At 43.9% G+C, this 14,161-nt stretch carries 16 protein-coding genes; 6 read left to right on the forward strand and 10 right to left on the reverse strand.

Going from position 1 to position 14,161, the window contains the following annotated elements:
* Positions 1–2: 2 nt before the first annotated feature.
* The gene (locus tag K1X61_03605; protein MBX7107715.1) at positions 3–605 is read right to left on the reverse strand and encodes a tRNA-(ms[2]io[6]A)-hydroxylase; all 603 of its coding nucleotides are present in this window, start codon (positions 603–605) and stop codon (positions 3–5) included.
* Positions 606–756: 151 nt separating this feature from the next.
* Here K1X61_03605 and K1X61_03610 point away from each other — a divergent pair, with 151 nt between their 5' ends.
* Positions 757–1,758, forward strand: coding sequence for a glycosyltransferase family 9 protein (locus K1X61_03610; protein MBX7107716.1), 1,002 nt, complete (start codon positions 757–759; stop codon positions 1,756–1,758).
* On the opposite strand, the gene K1X61_03615 is transcribed toward K1X61_03610, so the two are convergent.
* Positions 1,752–2,336 carry a DUF4294 domain-containing protein gene (locus K1X61_03615; GenBank protein MBX7107717.1) on the reverse strand — a complete coding sequence of 195 codons (585 nt, stop codon included), beginning with the start codon at positions 2,334–2,336 and terminating at the stop codon, positions 1,752–1,754. The two genes, K1X61_03610 and K1X61_03615, sit on opposite strands and share 7 nt — an antisense overlap.
* Before the next feature lie 152 nt (positions 2,337–2,488).
* On the opposite strand from K1X61_03615, the gene K1X61_03620 reads away from it, so the two are divergent.
* Positions 2,489–2,740: a hypothetical protein gene (locus K1X61_03620; protein ID MBX7107718.1), complete on the forward strand. Its 252-nt coding sequence runs from the start codon at positions 2,489–2,491 to the stop codon at positions 2,738–2,740.
* A gap of 38 nt (positions 2,741–2,778) precedes the next feature.
* Positions 2,779–3,207 carry a hypothetical protein gene (locus tag K1X61_03625; protein MBX7107719.1) on the forward strand — a complete coding sequence of 143 codons (429 nt, stop codon included), beginning with the start codon at positions 2,779–2,781 and terminating at the stop codon, positions 3,205–3,207.
* A gap of 344 nt (positions 3,208–3,551) precedes the next feature.
* On the opposite strand, the gene K1X61_03630 is transcribed toward K1X61_03625, so the two are convergent.
* Both K1X61_03630 and K1X61_03635 read right to left on the reverse strand, forming a co-directional pair.
* Positions 3,552–4,064 carry a calcium-binding EGF-like domain-containing protein gene (locus tag K1X61_03630; protein ID MBX7107720.1) on the reverse strand — a complete coding sequence of 171 codons (513 nt, stop codon included), beginning with the start codon at positions 4,062–4,064 and terminating at the stop codon, positions 3,552–3,554.
* 164 nt (positions 4,065–4,228) lie between these two features.
* Positions 4,229–4,729, reverse strand: a complete 501-nt coding sequence (locus tag K1X61_03635) for a hypothetical protein (protein MBX7107721.1) — start codon at positions 4,727–4,729, stop codon at positions 4,229–4,231.
* A 283-nt stretch (positions 4,730–5,012) separates the two neighbouring features.
* On the opposite strand from K1X61_03635, the gene tilS reads away from it, so the two are divergent.
* Complete coding sequence (gene tilS, locus K1X61_03640) at positions 5,013–6,350, forward strand: tRNA lysidine(34) synthetase TilS (protein MBX7107722.1); 1,338 nt, start codon at positions 5,013–5,015, stop codon at positions 6,348–6,350.
* A 22-nt stretch (positions 6,351–6,372) separates the two neighbouring features.
* On the opposite strand, the gene K1X61_03645 is transcribed toward tilS, so the two are convergent.
* The 3 genes from K1X61_03645 to K1X61_03655 all read right to left on the reverse strand — a co-directional run bounded on the left by K1X61_03645 (position 6,373) and on the right by K1X61_03655 (position 8,726).
* Entirely contained in the window at positions 6,373–6,819 is a 447-nt protein-coding gene (locus tag K1X61_03645; GenBank protein MBX7107723.1) for a hypothetical protein, read from the reverse strand.
* A 34-nt stretch (positions 6,820–6,853) separates the two neighbouring features.
* Positions 6,854–7,882, reverse strand: a complete 1,029-nt coding sequence (holA, locus tag K1X61_03650) for a DNA polymerase III subunit delta (protein MBX7107724.1) — start codon at positions 7,880–7,882, stop codon at positions 6,854–6,856.
* Positions 7,883–7,955: 73 nt separating this feature from the next.
* On the reverse strand, positions 7,956–8,726 hold the full coding sequence (locus K1X61_03655) for an AMP nucleosidase (protein ID MBX7107725.1): 771 nt from the start codon (positions 8,724–8,726) through the stop codon (positions 7,956–7,958).
* A gap of 187 nt (positions 8,727–8,913) precedes the next feature.
* Here K1X61_03655 and K1X61_03660 point away from each other — a divergent pair, with 187 nt between their 5' ends.
* Together K1X61_03660 and K1X61_03665 are read left to right on the forward strand one after the other, a co-directional pair.
* On the forward strand, positions 8,914–9,390 hold the full coding sequence (locus K1X61_03660) for a type I restriction enzyme HsdR N-terminal domain-containing protein (protein ID MBX7107726.1): 477 nt from the start codon (positions 8,914–8,916) through the stop codon (positions 9,388–9,390).
* Positions 9,391–9,491: 101 nt separating this feature from the next.
* On the forward strand, positions 9,492–10,205 hold the full coding sequence (locus K1X61_03665) for an SDR family NAD(P)-dependent oxidoreductase (GenBank protein ID MBX7107727.1): 714 nt from the start codon (positions 9,492–9,494) through the stop codon (positions 10,203–10,205).
* A gap of 126 nt (positions 10,206–10,331) precedes the next feature.
* Here K1X61_03665 and K1X61_03670 read toward each other — a convergent pair whose 3' ends face one another.
* The 3 genes from K1X61_03670 to K1X61_03680 form a co-directional block, all read right to left on the reverse strand.
* Complete coding sequence (locus K1X61_03670) at positions 10,332–12,620, reverse strand: CRTAC1 family protein (protein ID MBX7107728.1); 2,289 nt, start codon at positions 12,618–12,620, stop codon at positions 10,332–10,334.
* Positions 12,621–12,856: 236 nt separating this feature from the next.
* Positions 12,857–13,420 (reverse strand): HAD-IIIA family hydrolase, encoded by a 564-nt coding sequence (locus tag K1X61_03675; protein ID MBX7107729.1) that lies wholly within the window; start codon positions 13,418–13,420, stop codon positions 12,857–12,859.
* Positions 13,392–14,099, reverse strand: coding sequence for a nucleotidyltransferase family protein (locus K1X61_03680; protein ID MBX7107730.1), 708 nt, complete (start codon positions 14,097–14,099; stop codon positions 13,392–13,394). Before K1X61_03680 ends, K1X61_03675 begins: the two co-directional genes overlap by 29 nt.
* Positions 14,100–14,161: the final 62 nt, after the last annotated feature.

Below are 14,161 nucleotides of genomic sequence, written 5' to 3' on the forward strand. Positions count from 1 at the left end.
GGTTAATGTATGCGTTCACCGCGTATTTCCAGCGATTTCATTATTTCCTTTTCCGCCTCCAGCATCTCGCGCCACCGTTCATTCACCACCTTTGCCGGCATATACTTTTTTGCCAGCTTCATAAAAAGTGTGTAATGCCCGGCTTCTGACTCCATAAAAATGCGGTAAAATTTACGCAACTCCGGCTGTGGCAGATTCTCGGATAATATTCTGAACCGCTCGCAACTCCTTGCTTCAATTAAAGCCGAAACCAATAATTTATCCATCAGCTGACGTTCCACCCTGTCACCCGTTCGAATCAATTTTCTTAACGCAATAACATATTCGTCCTTGCGTTGCTTTCCTAGTTTCAGCTTCCTCTTTTTAAGTTCCGATATCACCATCCTGAAATGTGCCCACTCTTCAGTCACGATGGGCGCCAGCTGTTTCACCAACTCTTCACGGTCAGGATAATTCTGAATCAGGGATATACAGGTTGATGTTGCTTTCTGCTCGCAATATGCATGATCGGTCAGAATTTCCTCCAATGAAAGAGATGCAAGGTCGGCCCAACGGGGATCGGTAGGAAGTTTAAGTCTGAACATTTTATGCAAAGATAAGATCATATACAGCGAATTGACAACTGCATATCATGGTGCTAAGGTGTTGTTAATTTATAGTCGTAACCGGATAGTTGAAGAAGGATAAGGCCGGCAATCATTTGCAAAACCGGTATTGCATTTCCGATTATGACGCTGAATACACATTTTTACAGGGATGAAAATTCTGATAATCCGGTTCAGTTCCATTGGTGATATCGTACTGACCACGCCCGTTATCCGCTGCTTAAAGAAGCAATTGCCCGGGGCAGAAATTCATTATCTCACGAAATCAGCGTACAGAGATATTATTGAAGCCAATCCTTACCTCACACGGAGGTTCTATCTTGATAATAATTTCGGCACCATTATTCAGCAACTGAAAAACGAGCGCTATGACTTTATTGCTGACCTGCATACCAGCCTGCGTTCGCTGCTTGTGAGGCTTCAGTTGTGGCGGCCGTCGAATACTTTCAATAAACTCAACTTTGAGAAGTGGCTGCTCGTAAATTTGAAATGGAATGTGCTGCCTGATGTACACATCGTTGACCGTTACCTTGAACCGGTAAGAATGCTTAGCGTAAAGAATGACGGCAAAGGGCTGGATTATTTTATTCCTGCAAAAGAAGTTTACCCCATCAGTTCATTGCCCTTGACGCATCTTCACGGCTACATTGCCCTGGTGATTGGCGCCAAACATGCCACGAAAAAACTACCCTTTGAAAAACTGCATCGAATATGCAGCCTGTTGTCCCTGCCCATTGTCTTGCTGGGTGGCCCTGAAGATGCGGCGGAGGGAGAAAGATTAGCGCAAACTGATCCCGTAAAAATTTACAACAGCTGCGGAAAGCTTTCGCTCAATCAATCCGCATCGCTGCTGCAGCAATCGAAATTGGTTATCACCCATGATACCGGCCTGATGCATATTGCAGCCGCTTTCAGAAAAAAGATCATATCGATCTGGGGAAATACCATTCCGGAATTTGGCATGTCCCCCTATTTCGGCTCTGGTAAAGTGAATCATCTTGCGCTGGAGGTGAAAAACCTTTCCTGCCGCCCGTGTTCCAAAATCGGATATGATCAATGCCCGAAAGGACATTTCAAATGCATGACGCAAATCGAGGAAAGTGCAATCACAACAGCATTCAGTAATTTACTGCATGGGCATGCAGGTCAGTAATTACCTTCTATGGACCTTACAATAAACTCTATATCTTTTTCCTGTTGCGGATCATATTCATAGCGCAGGCTATATCCTAAAAACTGGCTCATCTTATTCCAATAGAAAGCAGAAAGCGGATTTTTAAATTCACGGATCAGGTCGTACACACTGTTACCTGTTTCCCGTGCCACCAGTTTGCATAATATCTCGCCCTGCGTAATCGTAAGATTCTTGAGTTCGCCCTCGAACAAAACATTGAGTTCTTCTTCCTTCTGCTTAATAAACCGTTTGCGTTCCTTTCGCTTGTCCATAGATGCCATTGCAGCATTCACCTCATTAAAAATTCCGCCCGCTTCTTTGGCAAACGGATAAACGACCAGTACGTTACGTTTCAACGCATTAAACCTCGACTGGTCCTCGCCGCTCTTAAAAATCCTTTTTGAAACTACCACCACATCCTGCAGCTGATATGCAGGAAAAGTATCTCTTCCCACTACCACAGCCGGCAGCAACATGCCTGTTTGCGCATGGATAGTTAAGGGAAGCATAAATAAAACAAACAATGCCCTGTTTTTCATTACACCGAATTGTGACATACAGTTGGTTTCAACTTCCGTTCCAAAAGTGCATCTGCTCCTAACTAAACAAATGGCCGGTTATTGTGAATGCTGTTGAAAAGTTGCAAAACCGGTTAGCAAATAAGCCTTAAATATCCTACTTTTGTACTCAAATTTTAAACTCCACCAAAATGAAAAGACTTTATTTCCTCCTTGCGGGAGGGTTTATTCTGACACTTGCAACGGCAGGTTGCCAGCAAGGTCCTAAGCCTATGGATGCAGCCGCGATGGCGGTTAAAGCAGATTCTGTGGCCCGGTCGCAGATGCAGGCAGTTGCTGAAACAGCTATGAGTGAATGTGCCAACAATGAGGCCATCATGGTGCAGATGAAAGCTGATTCGCTCTACAATTCTGCCGTCGAAGCCATGAGTGCCAAAAAGTAACCACATCAACCGATCTCACAACATTCAAATTCCAAAAAATGAAAAAACTGCTTTTAATATTCTCGTCAGGATTGATGGTTGCACTGGCTTTGCAAAGCTGCAATCAACCAAAAGCTGATGTTGTCAAAGAAATGGCTATGATTGATTCAATGGCTAATGCTAAAATTACAGCCTACCGCGATTCGCTGAACATCGTATGTATGAACAATATCATGGTGCTTGCACAGGCAAAAGCCGATTCGATGATGACGGCAGCCATGAAAAAGACATCTTCTGGATCAAAGCCCAAGCCTAAACCTGTTGCTAACCCGGCCAAACCCACGGTGTCGAACAGGCCAGGAACAACTGAAGCCGCGAAACCAACAGTTACCAATCGTCCGGGAACAACTGATGCTGCAAAACCATCCGTTTCCAACCGCCCTGGCGCAACCAATCAACCGGCTACTGTTACGCCGCCTAAGTTTTAAGCTTAGTTAATCTGCTTTTATTCAAAAAAACCATTCCTCTGCGGGAGTGGTTTTTTTTTGCACTTATTTTAACAGGCAGGAACTTGCCCTCGGCGGCAAACAGTATTGAGCAGTGTTGCACGCTGGTTTTGAGTCAGTCCTTCACTGACAGGCATTACCGGGTTAGCATTCTTAATGATGAATGAAATACTGCTTCATGAAATGCCGGAGACAACTGATTGAAGCAACAGGATCTGATTTGAATCCGTTGTCGGTGTATTTTTCTTAGAAGTACAGGATATTCCGGGCCTCTTCCCTAGCTGATTCAACGGGAACTTCTGACGTTATCATTCTGAAAGAGGTCATTACTTTTGCCAGACGGAATTACTGCAATTATTGGCAATGCCGCCTGATGAAACAATAGTATAGTTCCATATAATAGTAGACCCGCTGCTGAATATGCCGGCCCCTGAAACAGAACGGCCGTCATAATCCGGGCTTTGAATAGGAATCTCGATATTATCACCGGATATAACTGCAATTACAAGGTTCCCGAAATCTCCATTGAAGTTGGCGATTGCAACTCTTGTGACACTTGTATCTACAGCACTCATATTTACCGTATAGTGCGCATTGCCGGTTACACTGCAATTGTCGGAAACATTATAAGTACCAAGAAACTTCTCCCGCACTTCAAGGCTGCAGTCATCCCCTTCAAATCCGGGAGTGCAGCCGCAAATGCCATCCACACAAATAGCACCGTTATAGCAAATAATTTTTTTGCATTTATCTGCGCAGGATGCAAGGAGCAAAATGGAAGCCGTCAACATAAGTAAACAGGTAAAAGCCAGCCATTTCTTAAGGTAAACCAACTTCAATTTGTGTATATTAATTGGATTAGCAAATGTGGAAAATCTTGACGGAAATGAGGTGTTTTATTTACTGCCCTTTCAAAGATAGTCTTTGAACTTGATCGGCTTATAAAAAGACAAAAAAAAACCAGCCTTGCTGAAGGCTGGTTTATTAAAAATAAAATTAAAGTTTATTGCAGATCCCAGGTGGATGTGCAATTATCAGAATTCACACCATCATTGGCAGTGTAAGTAAACTGAATTTGTGTGGCCGAACTGTTCAGCACGCCTGAACCACTTACGTTAACGCCTCCAAGGCTCTGACTGGGAACAGTCACATTGCTTCCATCAACGGTTGCCGTAGCAGTAAGCGTCGAACCGAAACCACCAAAGTTGGTAATAATCAATCCATTAACGGTTGTAGATGAAGCGGCAATTGTTGAATTGTACTGGTAAGTTCCCGATGAACAAACATCAATAGCGGAATAGCTTCCTACAAACTTTGTTACACTCTTAGTGCTGCAGTCTGTGCCTTCATAGCCAAGATCGCATGCACACGTACCGCTAACGCAATCACCATTAACGCAAACTACATCCTTACATGGATCGTCAGTACAGGAATTAAAAAATAATACGGTTACTAAGGCGATCATGGATAAAAATGAAGCGCCGATGATTGAGATTTTTTTCATAACAAAGTTGAATTTGGTTTTTTTGTTTTCTAAGAAATTTTCGGGGCAAATATAAATGTATTACTTTGAATAGACAACCTGTCCGGCAAAAGGGTTGTACACAGCTGAACTTTACCTTAATTTCCATGACAGTCAATGATACCAACTGGTCATATTGGAATTTTATGTATTCGTTCCGGCTCATAATATATTCCCGGCCAGGCTGGGTTCAGCGAATGTCCTGGAATTTCTATCTTAACAGGATTCATCCGCCCGGTATTTATTAATGAGTTGCTCATAAATCATGCTTCCTGAAGTATTATCCTTTATCGCAAAACACAAACTCTTTGCGCCCAAAGAACCGGTACTGCTGGCGGTCAGCGGTGGCGTGGACTCCACGGTTCTGGCTTACCTTTTCAAGGCGGCCGGCTTCAGGTTTGCGCTTGCGCACATCAATTTTCGCTTAAGGGCTGAAGATTCGGAAGCAGATGAGCATTTTGTCAAAAACCTTGCACAGGAGATGTCCGTACCCTTTTTCTCCACTGCATTTGATACACAGCAAATAGCCAGCGAAAGAAAAATTTCCATCCAGATGGCAGCGCGGGAGTTGCGTTACGAATGGCTGGAACAGGTGAGGCGGGAAAATGGTTATCATTTTATCGCCACAGCACATCATTGCGATGATCAGGTAGAAACGGTGATGCTGAACATGTTCAGGGGCACGGGCATTCATGGATTGCAGGGCATCAAAGCAAAGCATGGAAAAGTGATCAGGCCGATGCTGACCTGCTCCAAGAATGAGATCTTGTCGTTTGCGCGAAGTGAGCGCATTGCTTTCAGGGAAGATGCCTCCAATAAAAAGACGGACTATGACAGAAATAAAATCCGCCTGGAGATTATTCCTGCTATTGAGCAATTTTATCCGGCCTTTAAGTCCGTCTTTCAAGAAAATATATCGCGATGGAATGATGCAGGCCACTTATATGATGCGCAGGTAGGCCTGCAAAAAAAGAAGCTGATTGCTTACGGAAAGAACGAAGTTGTGATTTCCATACCGAGGCTACGACTGCAATCTGCCGCTGCTGCCATCTTATACGAAATACTGAAGGAATATGGGTTCTCGCCTGAGCAGTCTGCCTTTGTGCATGCGGCCTTTGATGCACAACCCGGAAAGGTTTTCTATTCTTCAACGCATCGCATCCTGAAAGACCGGAATCAGCTTATTATCACTGCCAGGCAGGAAGAAAGTTCTACTGCAATATATATTTCAGGACAGACCCGCAGCATTCGTACAGATGCATTTGAGCTTTTGATCAGTGTGCATCAGGCTGAGGGATTTAAGCTGCCAAAGGATCAACTTATAGCCTGCCTCAATTATGAAATGCTGCAGTTTCCATTGCTGATGCGCAAGTGGAAAACCGGAGACTACTTTTATCCTTTAGGTATGAAAAGCAAGAAGAAAAAAATAAGCGATTACCTGATCGATAAAAAAATGCCTTTGCATAAAAAAGAGCACGTCTGGGTAATTCAATCAGGTGACAGAATCGCCTGCATTATCGGTGAACGGATCGATGAACGATTTAAGGTGACCGCTGCTACCGGTAAAATATTGGTGCTAACACCTTCCATGAAAATCAATTGACCGGCAGCTTACTAAAGTAGAATCAAGGGTAGTAAAGAGGTTTCAGTTTGGTCCAGCTTTGTATAACAAGATATTGTCTTTTGCCCTTGTAAAAATAGCCCAGTATGCCTTCTGCGGAAACAGGAACGGGAAAAGGAATGGGTTTCACTTCTTCCGCCTGCTTTTCGTAATCCTGCATATTCCTGATGGATTGTGACATATCAGTGGCCGACAATACAAGGCTGTCACCTGCCGATTTCCTTTCATTCACTTCTACCCTTACTCTGCGTTCATTCACCCAAAGTGAATCAAACGTATAGTCAGGTTGATTTTGGATACCTAATACTATTTCATAATTAACCCCTCTGCCCGAACCGGCAGCACCACCCGACCATGCTTGTGAATTGGCTGATTTTAAAGGCAACGATTGTTGCTTATCACAGCTTTTTTCGGCAGATAAAAAAACCATCAGCATCAGCAAATACTTCATAGCAAACTTTTATCAGTTTTAAAATTACAATGCATCAGTGCAAAATCTTATAAACCAATTCCTTCAGCAGGGCTGCCTCTTCACTGCCCGTGTCATTAACACCCTTTGATCGCAGATCATAATCCTGCAGCAGGCCAATGACTTGCTCGGTTTTTTGCGGCGAATAGTTACGTGCCGCGGTTTTGTATTCGTTAATAATCACTGAAAATGCTTTAATACCGAGCACAGCGACGATCTCACTGTCCGTTTTCGGTTTGGCCTGGTGCATCAGGTAAATCCTGGAAAAATAGCCATATAGCGATCCGATTGTCAGCACCAGCGGATTTGGTTTGGGATTAGCCTTGAAATAACTCACGATCCTGTTGGCCTTCAATACATCTCTCAAACCAAGCGCTTTACTCAGTTCAAATGTATTGTACTCTTTGCTGATACCAATGTTCTTTTCAATATCATCGGCTGAAATTTCCTTACCGGGCCCGACATTCAATATCAGTTTCTCCAGTTCATTGGCAACCCTCGACAGTTCATTTCCCACATATTCCACCAGCAATGCAGCGGCATGATGGCTGATGCTGAATTTCCTTTCTGCAAGGTATTGATTGATCCACTCCGGCACCTGGTTGTCATATAGTTTCTTCGTGGTCATGAGCACACAGTCCGGCCTTTCCTTCATCAATTTTCCCACCTTGGTACGCTTATCGAAATTTTCATAACGGTGGCAAAGTACGAGGATGGTTGTTCTGACCGGATTTTCCACATACTTCAGCAATTCATCCCACTTCTTCAGCATCTGCGCTTCCTTCACAATTAATACCTGGTAATTGGAAAACATGGGATAATTCATAGCGCGCTGCCGGATTTCATTTACCGTAGTGTCCTTCCCATACAAAACCGTTTGATTAAAGCTCCGCTCTGCTTCCGGCAAGAGATTGTTTTCAATATAGTCGCTTACGAGATCAATAAAGTAAGGTTCTTCACCTTCCAGCAGATAAACAGGATGAACGATTTTGTTTTTCAGATCACGAATTATAGCATCGTAAGTAGTAACCATATGAACGGACAATCCCGATTTTAATCAGACAGTGTGCAGTAATATTTTAATAGTGGTGCCAGCATGGTGACAACCATCAGCTAAATTAAAATCGCAAATGCTTTACTGTATCGCGGTTATTAATGAGTTGTTTCAAAGAGTCAATACCAATCTTGAGATGTAACTCTGCAAATTCATCAGTCACTTTCTTATCACTAACCTCCGTTTTTACACCTTCGGGAACCATAGGCTGATCAGAAACCAGTAACAGGGCACCTGCAGGAATTTTATTTTTGAATGCTGTTACAAAGATGGTTGCTGTTTCCATGTCAATCGCCATACATCGCAATTGCTGCAAATATTTTTTAAATGGCTCGTCATACTCCCAAACCCTTCTGTTGGTTGTATAAACAGTGCCTGTCCAGTAGTCACGCTTGTGATCGCGGATGGTGGTTGAGATGGCCTTCTGTAAGGCAAAGGCCGGGAGTGCAGGCACTTCCGCCGGGAAATAATCATTAGACGTCCCTTCGCCCCTGATAGCCGCAATAGGCAATATGAGATGACCGATCTCATTTTTCTTTTTCAACCCGCCGCATTTCCCAAGAAACAACACCGCCTTGGGCTCGATCGCCGACAGCAAATCGATGATGGTGGCGGCATTCGCGCTTCCCATACCAAAATTGATAATGGTTATTCCCTTGGCTGTTGCACTCATCATGGTACGGTCGCGGCCCTTTACTTTGGTGTCATTCCATTTGGCAAAGAGCTCAACATAATGGCTGAAATTAACGACGATGATATATTTTTCAAATTCGTTCAACGCCAGGCCTGTATACCTTGGCAACCAATTATCAACGATTTCCTTTTTCGTTTTCATAGAATCAAAAATACAGTAATTAGTTGCTGATGCAAAGGCTGTATGGCAGATTTGCCATCCATATCCTCATCAGGTTGGATTTTGCACTATTAAAAAGCGGCGTTGCTGCCGGCCGGCCATCACAGATTTCCGTTGCTGTATATTGATGCATCATTGCTGCCCTAAAGTGTTTGAAAATGCAGCCGCAATGGATGATTATCTTTATACTTCCTGCATGCAAATCAATTTTCCAAAATACGAATTCAAAGTCAGGCACATGGGTGAACAGCCGCAGATTTTTGATGCAATCCGTAAACGCTTTGTCGCCCTGACGCCGGAAGAATGGGTGCGTCAGCATTGGTTACGTTACCTGGTGGAGGAGAAAAAATATCCCCGTTCTTTGGTAGCCGTTGAGATGTCGTTGAAGCTGAATAAGCTTTCAAAACGATGTGACATTGTGGTATTCGGCAGAAACGGATTGCCGCAACTGATTGTGGAATGCAAGGCGGCAGAGGTGAAGCTGTCGCAGAAGGTGTTTGATCAGATTGCGCGCTACAACCTTGCTTTGAAGGTAAGCTACCTGGTTGTATCGAATGGCTGGAAGCACTACTGCTGTGCCATTGATGCCGGAAAGGGGAGCTATCATTTTATGGAAGCCTTACCCGACTGGTCCGCCTTTCATTGAAGCTGCACTGCCTGCTACCCGTTTTTTGATCTGCTGGTTCAGGCGAAAGGTTAATTTCCTGCATGCAAAATCCTGTACTTCCAATATCAATTCAGCGCTGTATGAAAAAAGTTATCATTATTGGTGCATCTTCAGGCATTGGCCGTGAACTGGCCATCTTATACGCCAGGCAAAGCTGTATTGTCGGCATTACGGGAAGGAAAAAGGAATTGCTGGATGAACTGCATTCCCTGTATCCTGATCGGCTTGTTACAAGGCCATTTGACAATACCAAAGATGATGTGGAATATCATATTAGTGAGCTGATTGCTCAACTAGGCGGGCTTGATTTGCTGATACTGAGCGCCGGAAACGGAGAATTAAACACCACACTTGACTGGGCGCCGGAACAAAGTACTGTTGCGCTGAATGTGATGGCCTGGACGCAGATTGCCGGCTACACCTTCCGGTATTTCCGGCAGCAAAACCACGGGCAGTTGGCTGCAATTACTTCCATTGCATCCATTCGCGGAGAAGGCCGGGCACCTGCCTACAATGCAAGCAAAGCTTTTCAGGCAAATTACCTGGAAGGGCTTCGGAAACTTGCAACCTATAAAAAGCTCAACATCTATATCACCGATATTCAGCCAGGATTTGTGAAAACTCAGATGGCAAAGGGTAATGGCCGCTTTTGGGAAGCGCCCGTAGAGAAAGCCGCATTACAAATTTATGCAGCTGTTGAAAGTAAAAAACGGAAAGCATATATCACCAAAAGATGGTGGCTTATTGCACAACTTTTAAAGATTGCACCGGATTGGATTTACAACAGGCTCTGAACAACTAATTGCAGTATGGAAGCCTTTCACCAACAATATCCATCACTAACACGATGATTAAGTCAAATCCAAAAAAAAGCCTCCGGTCAGAATGCAACCGGAGGCTTTCTCTGCAATTACTAACAACTACATATTCATCATATGATGGCCCGTCATGGTAGAATCGCCTTCTGCCATTCTGCGTTCCATTGTCTTAAATTCAAAAGGTTTGATATCCCATACAGCAAGTTGCTTATCTCCTTCTTTCGCTTTGTAAATTTTATTAACAGCAACATTGGTATAAACATCCTTCTGTCCGGTGGCAGGCCAGGTCACTTCAATCTCATCAATCACCGTTGCTTTTCCAACGCCGGCTTCTAAACGTATTGGATTGCCACCAAAGCTCGCGCCTTTGCTCACAGTAAGATACGTGGACCGCTTGGTTCCATTATCGTTAAATGTAAGCTTCACGCGTGTGCCAACGGCTGCCTTGTTACTCTTCACACCTTCAAACTTGATGTTGATCCAGTTGTTGCCAAAACCTGGATTTTCATAAAGCGCGTTCTCATAGATGTCGCCATAATAGAACCCGCCAAAGTCTGCATACACATCCTGGTCTCCATCCATGTCAAAATCGCAGAAGGCGATCGCATGGCCCTTTTGCAGCTGGCCGAAACCGCCTGAAATCGTACAGTCTTCGAAGTACTGTCCTTCGTGATTATGAAACATACGGTTAGGGAAAATTGCCTTGTAGTCGGGTGCTCCTATACCGAGATAGAAATCCAGCCAGCCGTCGTTATCGAGGTCGCCATAGTTGCAACCCATGGTGAAGGTTTCATACTGAATGTGTACCTGTTTCGCGATATTAGTGAAGGTTCCATTTTTGTTGTTCAGATACAGGCAGGGAAACAAGGTTGAATCCATTGGCAGTCCCATAAACTCGCGGCAACTGTTAATAGTGTAACCCGGCTGATAAGCTGAAACATATAAATCATCGTAACCATCATTGTTAAAATCGAACCACCAGCAAGGGAAATTGGAAGGTGTTCCCGGACAACCGGCCTCTTTCGTTACATCGGTAAAATGCACCTTGCCATTCTTCACCCCATCATTCCTGTAGAGGCGGGCCGGTTTCTGAAAACTGGATGCATAGAGGTCGGGATAGCCATCGTTGTTGTAATCGCCCCAGGAAGCACCCTTAATATACAGTTTGAAATCAATGCCGGCTTCATGTGAAATATCAGTAAAAGTTTCGTCGCCGTTGTTACGATAGAGATTGCTTTGGTAGCCCATTTCATGGCCAAGAAAGAGATCTAAATCACCGTCCTTATCAATATCTGCCCATTCGGCTGATTGCGTGGGGTTGTAATTCATCAATCCTGCTTTAATAGTAACATCGCTGAAAGTGCCATTGCCATTGTTGCGCATGAGTGACGGAGGCAAATGACCGGCTTCATATTTCCATCCGCCGCGGGGAATAAAAAAGTCCATATTGCCATCATTATTATAATCCATATGTACCACGTTCAGTCCTTCCATTTCTCCTTTCAGCCCTGCACGCTCGGTGTAATCGGTAAATGTGCCATCCCCATTATTATGAAAGTATTTCACATTATCATCAAGTATAGCGCTGCTACTGATGATATCAGCATAGCCGTCATTGTCAAAATCATCCGCACAAATACCCCCTGCCCAACCGGTATTTTCGATACCAAGATCCATGGCAACTTCATTAAACCGCGGGCAGTCCCATTCATTTTTATACAACTTTTTATCCAGGATTAATTGCTGCGGCACTTCCGGAGGAACAGATCCATTGGCCTGGCATGCAATATTCAGCAACCATATGGAGAGATAGTCTTTCGGCTTCTTTTCAATAATTTTCAGGTACCTCCTGATGGCTTCCTCCACCGGTTTTTTCATGGTGTGAACACCGCTGCCTGATATAGGAAAGGCGCAGGAAGCATCATTCCTGTTATCCAAACAATTCTGCTGCTCTCCCAGGCGTAAATAAGCGATAGCCAGAAAGCTTTCGAGTGAATCCAGCTTCGACCAGCCTTTTCCATTAGCTTTTGCTTTTGCCGGGTCGCTCATGTAGGCAGGATCATTTTCCAGTTTCAGCAGGTAATCAATTCCTTTCTGTGTGGTGCCGTTATAGATATGCTGTAAACCCAAATTGAATTGTAACTGCTGATTGGAAGGATCCTTCTCCAATCTTTTTTCCAATATGGGAATCATCTCATTATTTCTTCCATAGAGAGTAAATGGATCCGATTCCTTCACAATTTCCTGGTAGATTTCAGGCATGGTGGTGCTTTCAATCTTAAGATTCGCATAGGCTGATTTTGCTCTTGTTTTCATCTTAAAAACAACAAAGCTGCCAATCAAAACAACTGCAACTAAGGAAACAAGGAAGAGTATTCTGCCCTTTTTCATAAATGATTTGATTTCGTTGACGTAAAATTTGCCTGCAAATATAAACGCTCTGTCATAAGGTGTATATCGCTAATGCCTAATGGTATGTGAATGTTTGTTAAGGAAATACAAACATCGGACACTAAATGCTGTGCGGCTATATATAACAGGTACTTTACGATGTAATCGAAGCAGGAAACAGGCAGAGAATTCTACATATTGCGTTGCCCCTTCTTTCCTCACATTCGATTTTACCATCATTTGCCCTGCAGCACGCATTCAGCAAACGACGGCAGGTCATTAAAGCAATCATCAATAAGCGGATTTACAGCCGGAGCACTTTTGCCATTCAGGATAAACGCCGTTTTCATGCCTGCTCTTCGCCCAAACTCCATATCGCTTATAGAATCACCTACCACTACTGATTTTATAAATTCAATATCCGGGAAATCCTGCTTCGCGAGCAATGCCATGCCTGTATTGGGTTTCCTGAGTTCAGAATTGTCAGATTTGAGGTGAGGCGCATAATAAACAGCATCAATTTTGCCGCCGGAATCCCGGATAGAACTGATAATGTGGCTGTGAATATGTTCTACTGCTTCTCCTGTCATCAGTCCCTTACCAACACCTTGCTGATTGGTGATGATGATTGTTTTTCCGAAATGCGCCGACAATTTGCTGATGGCCTCCCTGGCACCGGGCAGCCATTCAAACTGATCGATGCTGCGCACATAGTCGTCATCAATCTTTTTATTGATGACGCCGTCGCGGTCGAGAAAAAGCGACCAGGACTTATCGATGTGTAAATCTTTCCAGTTCATGCTTTGATCTTTCATAATCTTCGGGGATGCCGATATCAATAAAATAATCATCGAACACAACACCATAAACAGACAAGCGCGCAAGATGAGATTCCATCAAATCCTTTTCGAAAGAAAATTTTTCAGGAAGATCAAGCCCATCAAAAAGACGCTTGCGCAAAAGGTAAATGCCCCCATTGATATTGCCTTGCTGATAAAACTTTTTTTCTTCAAAAGAAGTGACTTTTCCCAATGCATCCGTCACAACGACACCATAACGGTCGAAGTCAGTCATTCTTTTCAGCGCAAGCGTAAGCACCGAATCTTGGCTTTGATGTCGCCGGTAAAAATCCTTCAGATCAATACCAAAGAAGGTATCACCGTTAAAAACGAAGCATTCATCACCGGAAATTTTTTCCAATGCCATTTTGATGGCGCCACCGGTTCCCAGCGGACTTTCCTCCACCGAATAAGTAAGATGGAGCGAACCATATTTTGAGCCGAAATAATCCTGAATTGACTCCCATTTATAGCCTACAGAGAGGATGCAATTCTCTATGCCCTGCAGTTGCAGGTAATCGAGCAGGTATTGCAGAAAGGGCTTCCCGTTGATATCGGCCATTGGCTTCGGGCGGTCTTTAACCACAGCCTGCAGCCTGGTGCCGAATCCGCCGGCAAGAATGATGGCAGTATTAACCATGGATGATTGTCAGCATAATTAACAGCAGCATGTTTTACAACTGTGACAGCAGCAAAGTAATA

This window comes from Chitinophagales bacterium, assembly GCA_019694975.1.
Classification (GTDB): domain Bacteria; phylum Bacteroidota; class Bacteroidia; order Chitinophagales; family UBA10324; genus JACCZZ01.

Coding starts and splice junctions, on each gene's coding strand:
- K1X61_03625 (MBX7107719.1), top strand. CDS start 2,779: ATGAAAAAACTGCTTTTAATATTCTCGTCAGGATTGATGGTTGCACTG.
- K1X61_03615 (MBX7107717.1), bottom strand. CDS start 2,336: ATGTCACAATTCGGTGTAATGAAAAACAGGGCATTGTTTGTTTTATTT.
- K1X61_03665 (MBX7107727.1), top strand. CDS start 9,492: ATGAAAAAAGTTATCATTATTGGTGCATCTTCAGGCATTGGCCGTGAA.
- K1X61_03670 (MBX7107728.1), bottom strand. CDS start 12,620: ATGAAAAAGGGCAGAATACTCTTCCTTGTTTCCTTAGTTGCAGTTGTT.
- K1X61_03620 (MBX7107718.1), top strand. CDS start 2,489: ATGAAAAGACTTTATTTCCTCCTTGCGGGAGGGTTTATTCTGACACTT.
- K1X61_03645 (MBX7107723.1), bottom strand. CDS start 6,819: ATGAAGTATTTGCTGATGCTGATGGTTTTTTTATCTGCCGAAAAAAGC.
- K1X61_03635 (MBX7107721.1), bottom strand. CDS start 4,729: ATGAAAAAAATCTCAATCATCGGCGCTTCATTTTTATCCATGATCGCC.
- K1X61_03655 (MBX7107725.1), bottom strand. CDS start 8,726: ATGAAAACGAAAAAGGAAATCGTTGATAATTGGTTGCCAAGGTATACA.
- K1X61_03675 (MBX7107729.1), bottom strand. CDS start 13,420: ATGAACTGGAAAGATTTACACATCGATAAGTCCTGGTCGCTTTTTCTC.
- K1X61_03605 (MBX7107715.1), bottom strand. CDS start 605: ATGATCTTATCTTTGCATAAAATGTTCAGACTTAAACTTCCTACCGAT.
- tilS (MBX7107722.1), top strand. CDS start 5,013: ATGCTTCCTGAAGTATTATCCTTTATCGCAAAACACAAACTCTTTGCG.
- K1X61_03610 (MBX7107716.1), top strand. CDS start 757: ATGAAAATTCTGATAATCCGGTTCAGTTCCATTGGTGATATCGTACTG.
- K1X61_03660 (MBX7107726.1), top strand. CDS start 8,914: ATGGATGATTATCTTTATACTTCCTGCATGCAAATCAATTTTCCAAAA.
- K1X61_03680 (MBX7107730.1), bottom strand. CDS start 14,099: ATGGTTAATACTGCCATCATTCTTGCCGGCGGATTCGGCACCAGGCTG.